The organism is Candidatus Methanomethylophilus sp. 1R26, from assembly GCF_001481295.1.
Taxonomy (GTDB): Archaea; Thermoplasmatota; Thermoplasmata; order Methanomassiliicoccales; family Methanomethylophilaceae; genus Methanomethylophilus.
Genome location: NZ_LOPS01000016.1, coordinates 1 through 15,131, shown reverse-complemented (window position 1 = coordinate 15,131; position 15,131 = coordinate 1). Strand labels below are relative to the sequence as shown.

General features: G+C 59.9%; 17 protein-coding genes and 1 pseudogene. 13 read left to right on the top strand and 5 right to left on the bottom strand.

From position 1 onward, the window contains the following. The first annotated feature begins 7 nt into the window (after positions 1–7). The 7 genes from AUQ37_RS03315 to AUQ37_RS03285 all read left to right on the top strand — a co-directional run bounded on the left by AUQ37_RS03315 (position 8) and on the right by AUQ37_RS03285 (position 4,271). Positions 8–343, top strand: a complete 336-nt coding sequence (locus AUQ37_RS03315) for a winged helix-turn-helix transcriptional regulator (protein WP_394325617.1) — start codon at positions 8–10, stop codon at positions 341–343. 186 nt (positions 344–529) lie between these two features. Beyond that, complete coding sequence (ribB, locus tag AUQ37_RS03310) at positions 530–1,255, top strand: 3,4-dihydroxy-2-butanone-4-phosphate synthase (protein ID WP_058747399.1); 726 nt, start codon at positions 530–532, stop codon at positions 1,253–1,255. A gap of 2 nt (positions 1,256–1,257) precedes the next feature. Further along, complete coding sequence (locus AUQ37_RS03305) at positions 1,258–1,689, top strand: adenylyltransferase/cytidyltransferase family protein (protein ID WP_058747398.1); 432 nt, start codon at positions 1,258–1,260, stop codon at positions 1,687–1,689. After that, positions 1,686–2,156, top strand: a complete 471-nt coding sequence (gene ribC / locus AUQ37_RS03300) for a riboflavin synthase (protein WP_058747397.1) — start codon at positions 1,686–1,688, stop codon at positions 2,154–2,156. Before AUQ37_RS03305 ends, ribC begins: the two co-directional genes overlap by 4 nt. Before the next feature lie 54 nt (positions 2,157–2,210). After that, the gene (gene ribH, locus AUQ37_RS03295) at positions 2,211–2,639 is read left to right on the top strand and encodes a 6,7-dimethyl-8-ribityllumazine synthase (protein ID WP_058747396.1); all 429 of its coding nucleotides are present in this window, start codon (positions 2,211–2,213) and stop codon (positions 2,637–2,639) included. Between the two features lie 254 nt (positions 2,640–2,893). Beyond that, positions 2,894–3,562 (top strand): formate/nitrite transporter family protein, encoded by a 669-nt coding sequence (locus AUQ37_RS03290; RefSeq protein ID WP_058747395.1) that lies wholly within the window; start codon positions 2,894–2,896, stop codon positions 3,560–3,562. A 139-nt stretch (positions 3,563–3,701) separates the two neighbouring features. Then, positions 3,702–4,271, top strand: coding sequence for a phosphatase PAP2 family protein (locus AUQ37_RS03285; RefSeq protein WP_058747394.1), 570 nt, complete (start codon positions 3,702–3,704; stop codon positions 4,269–4,271). A gap of 82 nt (positions 4,272–4,353) precedes the next feature. On the opposite strand, the gene AUQ37_RS03280 is transcribed toward AUQ37_RS03285, so the two are convergent. From AUQ37_RS03280 to AUQ37_RS03260, 5 genes are all read right to left on the bottom strand, one after another. Continuing rightward, the gene (locus tag AUQ37_RS03280; RefSeq protein ID WP_058747393.1) at positions 4,354–5,538 is read right to left on the bottom strand and encodes an ATP-binding protein; all 1,185 of its coding nucleotides are present in this window, start codon (positions 5,536–5,538) and stop codon (positions 4,354–4,356) included. Between the two features lie 435 nt (positions 5,539–5,973). Next, on the bottom strand, positions 5,974–6,963 hold the full coding sequence (locus AUQ37_RS03275; RefSeq protein WP_058747392.1) for a hypothetical protein: 990 nt from the start codon (positions 6,961–6,963) through the stop codon (positions 5,974–5,976). 2 nt (positions 6,964–6,965) lie between these two features. Continuing rightward, entirely contained in the window at positions 6,966–7,754 is a 789-nt protein-coding gene (locus tag AUQ37_RS03270; protein ID WP_157844265.1) for a hypothetical protein, read from the bottom strand. A 4-nt stretch (positions 7,755–7,758) separates the two neighbouring features. Beyond that, complete coding sequence (locus AUQ37_RS03265; protein WP_157844264.1) at positions 7,759–8,085, bottom strand: hypothetical protein; 327 nt, start codon at positions 8,083–8,085, stop codon at positions 7,759–7,761. Positions 8,086–8,328: 243 nt separating this feature from the next. Then, positions 8,329–9,504 carry an aminotransferase class I/II-fold pyridoxal phosphate-dependent enzyme gene (locus tag AUQ37_RS03260; RefSeq protein ID WP_201013697.1) on the bottom strand — a complete coding sequence of 392 codons (1,176 nt, stop codon included), beginning with the start codon at positions 9,502–9,504 and terminating at the stop codon, positions 8,329–8,331. Positions 9,505–9,713: 209 nt separating this feature from the next. Here AUQ37_RS03260 and AUQ37_RS10775 point away from each other — a divergent pair, with 209 nt between their 5' ends. From AUQ37_RS10775 to AUQ37_RS03240, 6 genes and pseudogenes are all read left to right on the top strand, one after another. After that, a complete protein-coding gene (locus AUQ37_RS10775; RefSeq protein ID WP_201013696.1) occupies positions 9,714–10,613 on the top strand; it encodes a PUA domain-containing protein in 900 nt (299 codons plus the stop codon). Beyond that, positions 10,570–11,664, top strand: a complete 1,095-nt coding sequence (locus AUQ37_RS10770) for a phosphoadenosine phosphosulfate reductase family protein (protein ID WP_201013695.1) — start codon at positions 10,570–10,572, stop codon at positions 11,662–11,664. The genes AUQ37_RS10775 and AUQ37_RS10770 overlap by 44 nt, the downstream gene beginning before the upstream one ends. Before the next feature lie 107 nt (positions 11,665–11,771). Further along, positions 11,772–12,422, top strand: a complete 651-nt coding sequence (gene cysE / locus AUQ37_RS03250; protein ID WP_058747388.1) for a serine O-acetyltransferase — start codon at positions 11,772–11,774, stop codon at positions 12,420–12,422. Continuing rightward, positions 12,419–13,839 (top strand): annotated as a pseudogene (gene cysS, locus AUQ37_RS03245) (cysteine--tRNA ligase). Before cysE ends, cysS begins: the two are co-directional and overlap by 4 nt. Beyond that, on the top strand, positions 13,824–13,976 hold the full coding sequence (locus tag AUQ37_RS09875; protein ID WP_157844263.1) for a hypothetical protein: 153 nt from the start codon (positions 13,824–13,826) through the stop codon (positions 13,974–13,976). Before cysS ends, AUQ37_RS09875 begins: the two are co-directional and overlap by 16 nt. Beyond that, the gene (locus AUQ37_RS03240) at positions 13,952–14,857 is read left to right on the top strand and encodes a radical SAM protein (protein ID WP_058747387.1); all 906 of its coding nucleotides are present in this window, start codon (positions 13,952–13,954) and stop codon (positions 14,855–14,857) included. The genes AUQ37_RS09875 and AUQ37_RS03240 overlap by 25 nt, the downstream gene beginning before the upstream one ends. The last annotated feature ends 274 nt before the right edge of the window (positions 14,858–15,131 follow it).

The window sequence follows — 15,131 nt, the reverse complement described above, 5'->3', positions numbered from 1 at the left end:
AAGGGAACTGACCGACCTGCCGCCGTGCCCTGTCGAGACCGCGCTGAACATCATCGGGAGCAAATGGAAGGTCCTGATCCTGAGGGACCTCATGACCGGCACCAAGCGCTTCAGCGAGCTGAAGAGGTCTGTCAGCGGGGTGTCCCAGAAGGTCCTGACCCAGAGCCTCAGGTCCCTCGAGGACGACGGCCTGATCTCCAGGAAGGTCTATGCGGAGATCCCTCCGAGGGTCGAGTACTCCATGACCGACCTCGGGGCCCTCCTGCACCCGGTGCTCGATGCCCTGGCCGTCTGGGGCAACGAGTACAAGGCCTCCCTGAAGGATGACGGCGGGACCGCTTGACCGTGCGGGCCGGCCCTCGGGGGGCCCTGCCCCCATAAACTTGTAGGTCGATGCCTGTCCCGCAGCCGTCTTCGGCTGCTGCAGGCCTACCCAGCCGTCCCCTCAGCTCTCCGGATGCAGCTACTAATTTATTGGTTATTACCCATCTGTTATTTCAAGTGCCGTCTTCGGCGATTCCGATAGGCTATGGTTAGCGAGAATATCGAGAAGGCCCTGGAGGCCGTCCGTCAGGGGAAGATAATCCTGATCTACGATTTCGATGACCGCGAGAAGGAGAGCGACATGACCTGCGCCTCGCAGTTCATCACCCATGATATCATCAGGCAGATGAGGCAGGATGCCGGCGGCCTGCTCTGCTGCATCACCCCGTGGCGCCTGGCCAAGGAGATCGGGCTCCCGTTCCTGTCCGACGTCTTCTGGGACGCCAGGGAGAAGTACCCGGTGCTTGGCTACATGGCGCCCACCGATATCCCCTACGACAACACGAAATCGTCGTTCGGGGTCACCATCAACCACAGGGACACCTACACCGGCATACCTGACTGCGACAGGGCCCTTACCATCAGGGAGTTTGCCAAGACCATCTTCCAGAAGGGGAAGACCGGCGAGGAGCTCGCCCGCGACCTCGGGAAGAACTTCCGCGCCCCCGGGCATGTGCACCTCCTGAACTCCAGCGAGCACATCCTGACCAACAGGCACGGGCACACCGAGCTCGCCAGCGCCATGATGTACATGGCCGGCGTCGAGCCCTCGGCGACCATCTGCGAGATGATGGGCGATGACGGCCATTCGGAGAAGAAGGAGGACTGCATCGCCTACGCCAAGGAGCACGGCATCCCGTTCGTCACCGGCAACGAGATCATCGAGGCCTGGAACGACTTCAAGAAGCAGCATCCCGAACTGGACGTGTGAAATTGACGAGGGTCATGGCTTCGGGCGTGTTCGACATCATACACCCGGGCCACATATCCTATCTCAGGCAGGCGAAATCGTATGGCGACGAGCTTGTCGTCGTGGTGGCGAGCGATGAGACCGTCCGCCGCGAGAAGCACGAGCCCATCACCCCTGAGGACATGCGCGCCAAGATCGTGGGTGAGCTCAAGCCGGTGGACAGAGCCGTCGTCGGCCACAGCGGCGGGAGCATATTCGACATCGTCCGCGAGATAAAGCCGGACGTCATCGTCCTCGGCTACGACCAGCATTTCGACGAGGCGAAGCTCTCCAGGGACCTGGAGTCCAACGGCCTCCGCGGGATAAAGGTCGTTCGTGCGACCGAGACGGCGGACGACCTCAACGCCACCCGGCGCATCGTCGCCAAGATAAGGAACATGGGGGGAGCGAACTGAAGACCATCGGCATCGCGGACACGACGTTCGCAAGGTACGATATGGGCAAGGCCGCCATCGACGAGCTCGAGCGCACCGGCACAGGGTTCAGGATCATCAGGGTCACCGTGCCCGGGATGAAGGACCTGCCGGTCGCCTGCAAGAAGCTCATCGAGGAGCAGCACTGCGACATCTGCATGGCCCTGGGCATGCCCGGGCCCATGCCGAAGGACAAGATGTGCGCCGACGAGGCATCCAACGGCCTCATACAGGCGCAGCTGATGACGAACACCCACATCATCGAGGTGTTCGTCCACGAGGACGAGGCCAAGGACGATGCGGAGCTGGCCTGGCTGGCCGACCGCCGCGCCCGCGAGCACGCCGTCAACGTCTACGATCTCCTGTTCAGGCCGGAGAGGCTCACCGAGAGGGCGGGCACCGGCCTGAGGCAGGGGTTCGAGGACAAAGGGCCGGTGTACCGGCAGTAAACGCTTTGAGGACCACTAACCACTTACCGTGCATTTGCAAAAGGAGGACAAGAAATGAAAGAATACAGGATCGGAGCGGTCGTTGCGGAGTTCAACTACGAGGTCACCATGCTGATGATGGAGAGGGCCAAGGCCGAGGCGGAGTTCCTCGGAGTGAAGATCACCAGGATCATCAAGGTCCCCGGGGTCTTCGACATGCCCCTGGCCATCAAGACCATGCTCGAGCGCGACGACATCGACGCCGTCATCACCATCGGCGCGGTCATCAAAGGCGAGACCAAGCACGACGAGGTCATCATGGCGCAGGCCGCCCGTAAGATCACCGACCTGTCGCTCGACTACGACAAGCCGGTCGCCCTCGGCGTCACCGGCCCCGACATGACCGAGCTGCAGGCCGTCGACAGGATCGAGAAGGGCCGCGACGCCGTCGATGCGGTCGTCAAGATGCTGCAGCGCGTCGAGAAGCTCAAGACCGAGCAGTGAAAAATCTCTTCCCGGGGTATTACCCTCCGGGCTAACATCTTCCGGGCGCATGCGCCGCAGGAGCCTCTCCGGCGGCGGATTCCGGAGGTCCGCGGGCCCGTGCGCAATGTCAGCACGCGGTTTACCCCGAACCTAAATCGGTTACATTTATTAGCGCTCCATTGATGACATTCCAACGTAAACCGAAAGGCGCCGGCTGTCCCGTTCATGCATAATAGGAGAAACCGAACGGCGCTTTGCGGGGTGCGTGAGAAATGAACTGCAAGCATTACGGCAAGTGTTTTCTCAGGTCCGTATTGGCGGGCCTGTCGATCGGAATGGGCGGATGCGTCTTCATGGCGATGTCCACCGGCGAATACAAATGGGTCGGGGCGATCCTCTTCTCTATCGGCCTTTTCACGGTCTACACCTTCGGGTTCGACCTCTACACCGGGAAAGTGGGCTACGCGGTGGAGAACAAGCCGCCTTTCATCATCGACCTCCTGATTATGATCGTCGGGAACTTCGTGGGGGCGCTCATCATCGGATGGATGATCCCCATGTCCGACGCCGCGGCGGCGGTCATCGTCGATGCCCGCCTGGACGGCGACATCGATTGGTGGAGGGTGTTCTGCAAGGGCGTCTTCTGCGGCGTCCTGATGTTCATCGCCGCCGACGTCTACAAGACGCAGAAGAGCTACCTCGGGGCGTTCGTATGCGTCCCCGTCTTCATCCTCTCGGGCTTCGAGCACTCGATCGCCGACATGTTCTACTTCTGCTCTGCGGGAGAGTTCACCATGGACGCTTTCCTCTTCATCCTCGTCGTCATCCTCGGCAACGGGGTCGGGGGGATCGTCATCCCCGAGTGCAGGAAATACTTCAAGGAGACCCCCGGCGGCGCCGTCGAGGCCGTGAAGAAGGCCCTGGCGGACGACGACAGCTGAATCTTGCCGTCATCTGGATAGGCCTGCGGCCCGCAGGGGCCGCCAAACCCCGGCCCCCATCGGGGCCGAACATTCTTTCATCTGGCACATCGGTGTCTGCTGACGACCGTATTTATACGCGGAACGAGAATCCATATCCGTGTCCGAACTGGATGTCCTCATATGGATACGCGACAACATGTCCTCTGCGGCCATGGACGCCGCCTCCGAGGCGGCGGACCTGCTGGCCGGCGGGGCGTTCACCTATGCGCTGTCCCTCCTGCTGCTGATACCCAGGAGGACCCGTCCTCTGGGCGTTCTTATGCTGCTCTCCGAGGCCCTCTGCGACCTGATAGGCGGGCCGCTCAAGGCCGTCACGGCCAGGGACCGCCCTTTCGAGGATTATCCTGTGGACCTCATAATCTCCCGGCCGAGCGATTATTCATTCCCTTCAGGGCATACAGCCAACGCTTTCGCCCTGGCGTTCTCGGTCCTCTGCTTCGACAGGAGGTACGGCGTCGCCGCGATGGCTTTTGCAACATTCGTCGCCTTCTCCAGGTTGTATCTGTTCGTCCATTGGCCGACTGATGTGATCGCCGGCGCGATCATGGCCGCTGCGTGCGTCTTTGCCGTCAGGTCCCTCATGAAGTCGCGCCTTGAAGGGAACAGGCGGTGGCAGAAGTTCTTGGATTCCGATGTACGCAGCGCGATCCGTGCGAAGAGAGGATGAAGCTCGCAGCCAATACCGCTTTTTCGCAATATCTGGGTCATCTTGATGCTGGTGTCGGCCCCGTGACGGCCGGAACCTTGGGTCATCCCATGAAGAAATCAACCGCATTGATCGCTTCGATCCCTTCGGGAACATCGGGAAGGTCCCTGTCCATGGTTATCAGGACCCTTCTGCCATCCAGTTTGGCAATGGAACCGACTTCCCTTTTCAGGACATTGGAATCCTGTACGCTCCATGCGACCTGATAGTATTCCGGTTCTCCGTCCAGCCATGCCGTGAAGTCGATTTCCCTGTCCCTGTACGAGCCGACGGATACTCTGTACCCTCTGCGCAGGAGTTCGATGAAAACTGCATTCTCCAGCATCGCAGCTTCATTATATTCGGAACTGAGCAATATGGCATCCCTGAAGCCCGTGTCCGCCAGATAATATTTAGCGTTGATTTTCAGATGTTTTCTGCCTATCACATCGTATCTGTCCGCTTTGTAGAAGATGTAGCACCCGCAAAGTTTCCCAAGGTACTTCTCGATCGTGCGTTGGTCGCCGACATAAGATCTCCCGGCTATGCTTCCGTAGGATGTGAGATTCCCGACATTGGATATCATGAACGAAGTCATGTTGTCCAAAATGGTCTGATCTATCTCCATGTTGGGCCTGATATCGTTGTTGATTATGGAATCGTACACTCCTCTAAGAATCGTCCTGTTCTTCCTCTGGCTGTCCTTGAGGTCTATGATTGGCATGCCGCCGAAGCGCAGGTATTGGGTGAATCTCTGGGTATATCCGTTCTCAGAATCGATCGGATAACGGGCTAGGAATTCCTTGAAGGAGAAAGGGAAGATGTTGATCTCGACGTACCTTCCGGTAAGGTGTGTTCCCAGCGATTCCGACACTGTTTCAGAGTTGGAGCCGGTGATATAGATGTTGGCGTTGTATTTCAGGCGGATGGTGTCCACTGCCTTTTCCCATCCTTTTACCAACTGAACCTCGTCGATGAGAACAATCGGTTCATCGGAATGAATATTGGACGATATGAAGTCATAGAGCATTCTTTCCGAATCGATGACATACCTCATCTTCTCCAGATCGATTAGCATGATGTCCTTTTCAGATGTCCCGCTGTTCAGAAGATACTGTCTGAATTGTTCCAGGATGACAGATTTTCCGCATCTGCGGATTCCGGTGAGGACCTTGATGATGTTGCGGTTATCGAAGTATTCCATCATCAGTTTGATGTACGAGGGACGTTCCACATACTCTTCGGCCATGAATGATGAATATGATAACTGTATTTCAATGTGTTTAATTCCTGGATTAAAATCCAGTTATGCCTGTTTTTGAAAAATATTCATTCTATGCAAAGCGAAATTTCTTCGATGGGCAAGCTTCGCAGGCCGCAGGCCGTATCGGAAGGCCATGAACGATTGTGTGCTCCGACGGAACAGGCTTGTCAGAGATCCCCGGATATGGGCTCCGCAGCGGAGGCTTATACTCTTCCTCTGCGTGCAGGCTCGCATAGGCTGGATTCAATTTATGTAAAGAATCTTCAGGGGAATTGCAAACCGCCAAATACGCAGTAATGCATGAGGATTCGCTTTCGGTAGGGTTGTCATGGTAGTCAAGTCTTGCCGAAAGCAACTTCCGTTATTCCCGGGCCCCGCCGATCCGCTCAGACGGGGCCCGGTTTCATGTTTGCTTCGGTCTCAGGAGTTCTTAACGAATCCTGCGACCGAGGAGCCGTCGGAGAACGTGACCGTCATGTACGTGTACGTTCCGGCGCTCACGGTCTTGTCTGGCTTGGCGCTAGAGGATGACGGCATCTCCGAATAGAATCCCGGGCTGCGGACTTTCACCGAGAACCCTTCGCCGATAACCGCGACGTTCCCGTCGCTGAATGTAGCGGTGCCGAACGAGGTTATCGATGAGACGGTGAACGTGTACTCCGTACCGTTCACTGTGAGCACTACATCGGACACGGAGAGGCTGATGCTGCCGGAGTTGGTTATCCCGCTTAGGACGGCCGTGTACTCGCTCGCCGAGTGGCCCTCCGCAGGGGATATGTCGGTCCCCGCCGCGAACGCCTTGGGGTCGCTGACGATGTTCTCCGGTGCGGAAACGGTGTAGACGGCGTTCCCGCTCGCGATCGATGCGTTCAGTGTGTTCCATTGGGCGACGTAATAGCCTGAGGTCTCGTCATAGTCGAAGGTCGTCCCGACGAAGTTCTTCACGGACACCTTGATCTCCTCGTCAGCGGTCACCGTACCGTCGTCGAGGGCTCCTTTGGCCGCGAACTTCGCATCTCCGAACGCACCGGAGGATATCGATGTCACCGATGCCTTCACCGAGAGCGTGTTGATGCTGTACGAATCGGTTCTCAGTTCCAGGGACCGTATCGCCGTGGGCACAGTGGACGATCCTCTGCCCCTGGAGGCCGTGTCCTGGCCGATCGTGAGCGAGATGTCCGAGGCGTTCAGCTTGGGGTTGGAGGCCAGAGCGTTTTCCAGGTCGTACCCGGTCACTGTGACCGTGCGCCCTTCGATCTCAAGCTCCAATCCGTTGGAGACGGTATAGGTCTTCTCCACTGGGGTGTATTTCTCGTCGGCCGCGTATGCTATGCACGCGACGATCGCGACCGTGAACACGAGGCAGAGGACCAAGGTCGCCCTCTTGCCGGGCCTGAATTCGAAGCCCATGCTCAGGTCCCTCCTGCATCGCAGTATGCCGGACCCTTATCGGTGTCCTCATCCTCGATCATCATGTCGCGCTCGACCTTCTTCGCCGGATGCAGCCACTGGAACAGGTATTTCGCTATGCGGAGCACGAAGTAGGAGACCCAGATCCACAGGTAGCACCTCAGTGCGTCGGCGTGCCTCCCGGTGAGGAAGTCCGAGATCCCTCCGTCGAAGTTGCCGTAGAGGCCGACAATGTGCAGCAGGAGCCCGAAGTAGAACAGGTAGGAGAAGTACTGCAGCCTCTGCCAGTTCTTCGGCTTCATGTGCCTCCTGACGAAGTACAGCGAGGTCAGCATCAGGGGGACCATCAGCACGAACAGGAGGATGGTCGCTATGGTGGCGATGTTCCTTCCGGTGGAGAGCTCCCCGTTGAAGAACATGATGAAATAGTTGGCGTAGTAGAAGATCTCCCCGAAGGAGATTATGCATCCGAGGACCGAGAGCTCGGCCCTGACGGATTTCAGGCGCTTGGTCAGGTCCCATTTGGACGGCATGACCCCGACGTAGGCGACGACGGCGAAGAGGGCCTCCGCCATGATGCCCATGCAGAAGAACGATCTCAGGGCATTGCGGCCTTCGCTCAGCCCGAAGGCGAGCGAGTAATCGAAGTATGTGGGGCCTACGAAGTACGCCTCGACGATGATCATCGCCGAGTAGAGGATGATGCGGTGCTTCTTCACCGTGTTCGGGAAGGCGATCAGCACCATCGCGAAGAATATGGCGCATAAGAGCGCTAATTCGATCGTCTGCACGGTATCACGCCCTCACGCCGTGGAAATTCTTCGAGTCGCGCCGGCCGATCAGGTAGATGGCGGCGGACGCCAGGAGAATCTCGAGGATCAGTTCGTTGTCGATGCCTGCGCTGAGCACCCAGGCACGGACGATGTAGAGGACAGCGAAGACCAGCACGAGCATGGAACCGTACCAGTTCCATGCGCCGCTGAACTGCAGCGCGTATCCTGCGGCCATGACGAGGATCCCCACCGGTATCAGCCAGAGGTCCCCGTCCAGTATCAGAAACGCTCCCAGCAGGAGAGCCAAAGCTCCCGCTGTCCCGAGAGCATCGGGTTTTTGGGTTGTCATGGTAATGTGTGCAAATGTTTAGGCTTATTTAATCATACTTGTAATAATTAGGATTAACTAAATAAGCACGGACAGGAACCCGACGCAAGCTAAATCGCGATGCTGGAACATGCAGTTCCGCCTGTTACGGTGCGGAACCAAGGTGCAGAAACGTATAGCGCCTGAACTGTTGTTCGCCTGTCCGCGGCCTTCCGGTTTTTGATATCAGCAACCGGGAGGCCGCGCGGAACTCCGGCGGTCGGCTCAGTCGATCTTCCCGGTCATGAACTTCTCGAGCAGGTCGTAGGCCTTTTCGAGCTTGTTCATAGGCGGGAGCAGGATGGACCTGAAATGGGATTGGCCGAACTCCTTGCAGAACCCGGACCCGTGGACCAGGACGACGCCGGTCTTGTCGATGAGGTCGTACACGAAGTCCCTGTCCGTCTTCCACCTGTCCCCGAGGTCCACGTGCGGGAAGATGTACAGCGCCCCGTGGGGCTTGTTGGTGGATATCCCGGGTATCTCGTTGAGGCGCTTGTAGCTGTACTCCGCCCTCTCCCTCAGCTTCCTGTTCATCTCGACGATGTAGTCCTGGGGCCCCTGCAGCGATGCCCTCGCTGCCTCCTGGCAGGGGACGTTGGCGCAGATCCTCGCGCGGAACTGCTTCATCATGCCCTCGCGGATCTCGTCCATCAGCCCGTTGCGGTCCATGAAGTAGCAGTACCCTTCCCTCCAGCCCGGCATGAGGTTGACCTTCGAGAAGCCGTTCAGGATTACCCTGGGTATGTCGTCCGGCAGGCGGGACATGGAGAAGAACGGGACGCTCTCGTCGAAGACGATCTTGTCGTAGATCTCATCGGAGATGACCGGGATATCGTATTCCGCGGCGATGTCGCCGATCTCCCTCAGGTCCTTCTCTGAGTACACAGCGCCGGTCGGGTTGTTGGGGTTGATGACCACTATGGCCTTGGTGCGGTTGGTGATCCTGTCGCGGAGCATATCCACGTCAGGCCTCCAGTCCTCAGACTCGATCATCCTGTAGGGGACGGTCTTGCCCTCGTAGAAGTTGATGTACTGGTCGTAGTTGGGGTACCCCGGCCCCGGGACGAGGATCTCGTCCCCCGGCTCCACGAGCGCGCCGAACATGACGTTGATGCACTCGCTCACTCCTGCGGTGACATAGACGTCCTTCGCCTGGATGCGGATGCCGTTCTTCTGGTACTCCCTGTCGACGATGGCCTCCCTCAGGTCGAGGTTGCCCTGGGAATCCCCGTAGCCGTTGTCGGTGTTGTCCACCGCCTGCCTGAGCGTCTCCTTGAAGTACTCCGGGGTCTCGAAGTCCCACTTGTTGGGGTCGCCGATGTTGAAGTTGTACATCTTCATCCCGCGTGCGGCGGCAGCGGCGGCGGGAACGGTGATCTCTCTGATCGCATAGTTCATACCCATCGAGCGCTGGATGCCTTGATCTTCTTCTGCACGGCGATACCTTCTTTGTTCCCGCTATGCCGACCCATCTTTAATACATTTACACGCGCGCAGGGCCGATGGCCAGGATGCGGGCCGCAGGGCCGTCCCGGACATCTTCCTTCACAGGGGTTTCCGGTCCTTTCCTCTTAATTTATTTATCATGCCCTGGCATAGCGTCAGGCATGGCCATGACTAAGCTCGGGAAGAACTGCCTCCGGTGGTGCCCCGCCTGCAATCTGCCGATCATGGATGTTAAGACCTGCCCCGTTTGCGGCGGAGCGACCCTCGAGACCGAGCTCACGCCCCCCGCCGACTCCCGGCCGGCCTTCGATTACGACATAGAGAAGACGCGCTCGATGTGCGATGCCTGCTTCGGTGAGGGCACCGGGAAGCTGCTGCTCCCGGAAGGGCATCTGGCTATCATGAACAAGGCCCCGTCCATCGACAGGATGGAGGAGGTCTTCTCCGACGGGACCGTCGTCGCCACCCTGAGGTACGACCTCGGCCGGGGATGGAGGTTCATAGTCCGCATGCAGGGCGCCATGCGCATCGCGGCCGCCGCCACGAAAGGCTGGGTCATACTCAATCCGGACGCCGAGGAGTTCATCAGGCAGAACAGGAACCTGATGGTCCCCGGGGTGAAGGACGCCGATCCGGGCATCAAGGAGGACGACGAGGTCCTCATGCTGTCCGAGGACCGTACCGTGGTGGGCACCGGGGTCGCCAAGATGTCCGGAGCGGACATGAGGTCGCAGGACCGCGGCATCGCCGTGAAGACGCGCTGGCACAAGCCGGAGGAGCTCATCTCATCAGATAAAGCGCACACCTGGGACGATGCGGTGCAGGCGAACGCCGCCCCCATGGGGAAGCGCGTCGATGAGGCTGTCGCCTTCATAAAGAAGACCGTCTCCGAGCGCCAGGACCTGCCGGCGGCGGTGTCGTTCTCCGGAGGCAAGGATTCCCTGGCCTGCATGCTCCTGACCATGGACGCCGGCATCGATGCCGTGCCCATGTTCGTCAACACCGGCCTCGAACTCGATGAGACCCGTGGACTACGTCCGCGATTTCGCCGCCAGGCATAAGCTGAAGATCATAGAGCAGAACCCTCCCGAGAACGCTTTCTTCGGGAACCTGGTCTACTTCGGCCCGCCCGCCAAGGATTACCGCTGGTGCTGCAAGACCAACAAGCTCGGCCCCACCGTGGCCCTCATCTCCGAGCATTTCCCCAAAGGGGTGCTCTCGTTCATCGGCCAGCGCAGGTACGAGTCTGAGGCCAGGAACTCCAAGCCGAGGGTGTGGCAGAATCCCTGGACCCCCGGGCAGATCGGGGCCTCGCCCATCCAGAACTGGATGGCGATGCACGTCTGGCTCTATATCTTCTCGAAGAAGGAGCCGTACAACTACTGGTACGCCCACGGGCTCGACCGTATCGGATGCTTCATGTGCCCCGCGTCGGACATGGCCGACCTGGACACCGTCTCCAAAGCGTCGAGGTACCCGCAGTGGAACGATTATCTCGAGAAGTACACCGCGGAGAACGGCCTCCCGAGGGAATACAAGGACTACGGCCTCTGGAGGTGGAAGTCCGTCCCCCAGTCGGTGAAGGACGAGATCAAGAGGCTGACCGGGAAGGACCTCCCGCCGATGGCGAAGGCCGCGAAGAAGGAAGACGCCGCGGACGGGCCGGTGGCCGTCAGGGTTCAGGACGGCTTCTCTCCGTGCACCATGGGCTACAGCATCGAGGCGGCGCTCTCCCGCCCGATAGACCTGATGAAGCTCGAGCCCTTCACGCATTCGCTCGGCTGGGTCATCGAGGTGGACGAGGAGAACAACACCCTGCAGGCCAATTACGTCACCTTCTACGGCGACGGGTCGATCGTCAGCAAGGCGTTCGTCAAGAACGATGCCCAGACCAACATGGACCGCGCCATCCAGCTGATCGCCCGCGCTTTCAACTGTGTCGGCTGCGGGCTGTGCGCGGCGAGGTGCGAGTCCAAGGCCCTGTACATGGAGAACGGGAAGGTCCGCATCCACGAGGACGACTGCATCTTCTGCTGCAAGTGCTACGGGCCCTGCCCCGCGGTCAACTTCGCCCCCGAGGGCGAGAAAGGGGACAAGGGGTTCGAGGACTGATCAGCCCAGGAATATCTGGGGCGGCGCCGGCAGGCCGGTCCTGCCGTCGCCGGACGTCCCCCATAGAAACAATAAATTAGCGCGCGCGGATTGGGTACCTGATTCAGATGGACTACTATCCGGGAGACCTCAAGGCGGTCATGGACCGCGACCCCGCCATCGTCGACGAGAACGATGCCAAGAAGTACCACACCGGCTTCCGCGCGGTCTGCATGTACCGCGAGAGCCACAAGCTCTGGCTCGAGGGAAAGAAAGAGGAAGCGAGGGCCATAAACTTCAGGGCCCACCAGGAGACCGGCTGCGACATCCATCCCGGCGCCACCATCGGGCAGAGGTTCTTCATCGACCATGCCACCGGCGTCGTCATCGGGGAGACCGCCGTCGTCGGGGACGACGTGTCCCTGTACCAGGGCGTCACCCTCGGCGGCGTCTCGTTCAAGAAGGGCAAGAGGCACCCCACCCTCGGCAGCAGGATAGTCGTCGGGGCAGGCGCCATCGTCCTGGGGAACATCACCATAGGGGACGACGTCCGCATCGGCGCCGGTTCGGTGGTCGTCAAGGACGTCCCCCCGAACAGCACCGTCGTGGGGGTTCCGGGGCACGTCGTCAGGCACGACGGGGTCCGCGTCGACCTCGCTGACGCCCTCGACCACAACAAGATCCCCGATGTCATGGAGGACAGGATGGACCGCATGGAGGTCGAGATGGAGCAGCTGCGCTGCGAGCTCGAGGCATGCAGGAAGGAGGCATCGCAATGACGCTGAGGATAATGAACACCCTGACCAACAGGAAGGAGGAGTTCGTCCCCCTGGAGCCAGGCAAAGTGAAGATGTACGTCTGCGGGGTCACCGTGTACGATGACATCCACATGGGCCACGCCCGCAGCATCATCGTGTTCGACACGGTGAACAGGTACCTGAGGTACCTGGGCTACGACGTCACCTACGTCACCAACTTCACCGATGTCGATGACAAGATCATCAACCGCGCCGCCGAGAGGGGCGTGAAGGCGCTGGATCTCAGCGCCGAGTACATCGCGAAGTACTTCCGGGACATCGCCTCGCTCGGGGTCAGGAAGGCGGACATCTACCCGAGGCCTCCGAGTCCATGCCGTACATAATCGAGATGGTGAAGGACATCGTCGATAAAGGCTACGGGTACCCGACCAAGGACGGCAGCGTCTACTTCAGGGTGAGGAAGGTCCCCGATTACGGGCTGCTGTCCAACCGCACCGTCGAGGAGATGCGCTCGTCCGGCAGGATCGACCCCAACGCGGACAAGGAGGACCCCCTCGACTTCGCGGTATGGAAAGGGGCCAAGCCCGGGGAGGTCTCCTGGGACTCCCCCTGGGGCAAGGGAAGGCCCGGCTGGCACATCGAGTGCTCGGCCATGATCCGCCACTATCTCGGCGACGAGATCGACATCCACGGCGGGGGCAACGACCTCGTGTTCCCCCACCACGAGAACGAGATTCTGCAGACCGAGGCCTGCACCGGGACCCACCTAGCCCGCTATTGGATGCACAACGGCATGCTGGAGACCAAGGGCGCCGACGGCCAGACGGTCAAGATGTCCAAGTCCCTGAAGAACTTCTTCAAGGTCGAGGACGTCGCCAAGAAGTTCGACCCCCAGACCATCCGCTTCTACTACCTGAGCACGCATTACCGCAGCCCCCTCACCTACGGGGAGGAGAACATGGCGGAGGCCAAGGCCGCCCTGGGGAGGCTGTGGAACAACTACCGCGCCCTGCAGTCGGTATCGAAGGAAGGCCCCTCCGGGGACCTGGGAAGCGCCGGCAAGCTGGTCTCGGACGCCCGCGAGGCGTTCACCGCCGCCATGGACGACGATTTCAACACCCGCGCGGCCATCGAGGGGCTGTTCGACCTCGCCAAGAGCACCAACAGGATGATCGCCGACCGCACCCTCACCAAAGAGGGAGCGGACCTCGTCCTCGGGCTGCTGTCGGAGATCGACGGCGTCCTGGGCATCTTCCCGTCCGCCGAGGCGTCGGCGGGAGGGGACTTCGATGCCGTGATGCGCATCCTGGTCGACCTCAGGAAGGAGCTCAGGGCGAAGAAGCAGTACGACCTCGCCGACATGATCCGCGACCGCCTGAAGGATGCCGGCTACTCGCTCGAAGACTCTGCAGAAGGCGCGGTATGGAAGAAGATCTGATCTTCAGGAAAGCAACGCTGGCACTCGGCGGGAAGGTCAAGCTCCCCGAGGGGTTCGAGGTCCCGGTCAGGGTGTCGCATTCCACTTCCGGTCCCGCGCCGGCTCCGATTCGGTGGCGTTCCGCTTCGGGAACATGAGGGTGAAGAAGGCGATCTCCTACACCGAAGGGGAGTTCGAGCTCCATGCCCGGGAGGACGGGTCGCTTTATCTCACGCACCGCGGCGAGCCGTTCATAGATAATATCGAGTTCGACCCGGTGGCCTTCCATTGCCCGGGGCAGGCGTTCTTCACCCTGGACCCCAGGTGCTCGTACCGCTGCGCCTTCTGCGCCTCGCCCAGGCTGCCGGCCTCCGATAACAAGGGCCTCACCGATGAGGAGATCGCGGAGAAGGCCCTCGAAGCGTACCGCGAGGGGCGCATCACCGCGGTCTCTCTCACAAGCGGCGTCATCGGCGGGGATGTCGGCCTCACGGCAGACAGGTTCATCTCCTGCATCAGGGCCGTCAGGAAAGTGCTGCCGGACATGCCGATCGGCATCGAGCCCTACGCCGATTCCCCGGAGCAGGTCCGTGCCTTCAGGGAGGCAGGCGCCGACGAGATCAAGCTCAACATCCAGGCGGCCACGCCGGAGATCTTTGCCAGGGTCTGCCCGGACCTGGACCGCGGAACCATACTCAGATGCCTGAAGGAGGCGGCAGGGGTCTTCGGGAAGGGGAAGGTCTCGTCGAACATCATCATCGGCCTCGGGGAGACCCGGGAGGAGCTCGAGGAATGCATGTGCCAGCTGTGCGGAATGGGTGTCGTCCCCACGGTGCGCCCTCTTCGCAGGAACGCTTTCAATGCAGAATCGCTGAAAGCGGCCGGAGTCACCCAGCCGCTTCTTTCCCCTGAAGAGATGGTGTCCGCCGCGGAACTGCATAAGGATGTACTCCGGCGCTACGGGATGGATACCCGCACCTTCAGGACCATGTGCCTCGAATGCACCTGCTGCGACCTGGTGCCTTTCAGGGACTTCTGAGGACGGCTCAGGATAATAAGGCCGAGTCGTGGAGGGATCCCGATCGAGGGTGTTGCCTGCCGCCTCGGCCTTTCTTTTACCTTATCGTACGCCGACCTTCGATCGTTGCAGACTTATTGCTTTCATCTATGCAGCGAAATGCGACAGGAATACGGCATAATGCGCCGGAAATAAATTGCTGAGGTTCCGTCCCGTCCGGTGCTCTCTGATTTTCCTGCTGGGCCACCATTATTTTCGGTTTATGTAAAAATATATTGTCAACAAATATTTTATA

What these genes read in the sequence shown, in the direction of transcription:
- ribB (WP_058747399.1), top strand. Translation starts at nt 530, where the DNA reads ATGGTTAGCGAGAATATCGAGAAGGCCCTGGAGGCCGTCCGTCAGGGG.
- ribH (WP_058747396.1), top strand. Translation starts at nt 2,211, where the DNA reads ATGAAAGAATACAGGATCGGAGCGGTCGTTGCGGAGTTCAACTACGAG.
- AUQ37_RS03290 (WP_058747395.1), top strand. Translation starts at nt 2,894, where the DNA reads ATGAACTGCAAGCATTACGGCAAGTGTTTTCTCAGGTCCGTATTGGCG.
- AUQ37_RS03280 (WP_058747393.1), bottom strand. Translation starts at nt 5,538, where the DNA reads ATGGCCGAAGAGTATGTGGAACGTCCCTCGTACATCAAACTGATGATG.
- AUQ37_RS03275 (WP_058747392.1), bottom strand. Translation starts at nt 6,963, where the DNA reads ATGGGCTTCGAATTCAGGCCCGGCAAGAGGGCGACCTTGGTCCTCTGC.
- AUQ37_RS03265 (WP_157844264.1), bottom strand. Translation starts at nt 8,085, where the DNA reads ATGACAACCCAAAAACCCGATGCTCTCGGGACAGCGGGAGCTTTGGCT.
- AUQ37_RS03260 (WP_201013697.1), bottom strand. Translation starts at nt 9,504, where the DNA reads ATGAACTATGCGATCAGAGAGATCACCGTTCCCGCCGCCGCTGCCGCC.
- AUQ37_RS10775 (WP_201013696.1), top strand. Translation starts at nt 9,714, where the DNA reads ATGGCCATGACTAAGCTCGGGAAGAACTGCCTCCGGTGGTGCCCCGCC.
- AUQ37_RS10770 (WP_201013695.1), top strand. Translation starts at nt 10,570, where the DNA reads ATGAGACCCGTGGACTACGTCCGCGATTTCGCCGCCAGGCATAAGCTG.
- cysE (WP_058747388.1), top strand. Translation starts at nt 11,772, where the DNA reads ATGGACTACTATCCGGGAGACCTCAAGGCGGTCATGGACCGCGACCCC.
- AUQ37_RS09875 (WP_157844263.1), top strand. Translation starts at nt 13,824, where the DNA reads ATGGAAGAAGATCTGATCTTCAGGAAAGCAACGCTGGCACTCGGCGGG.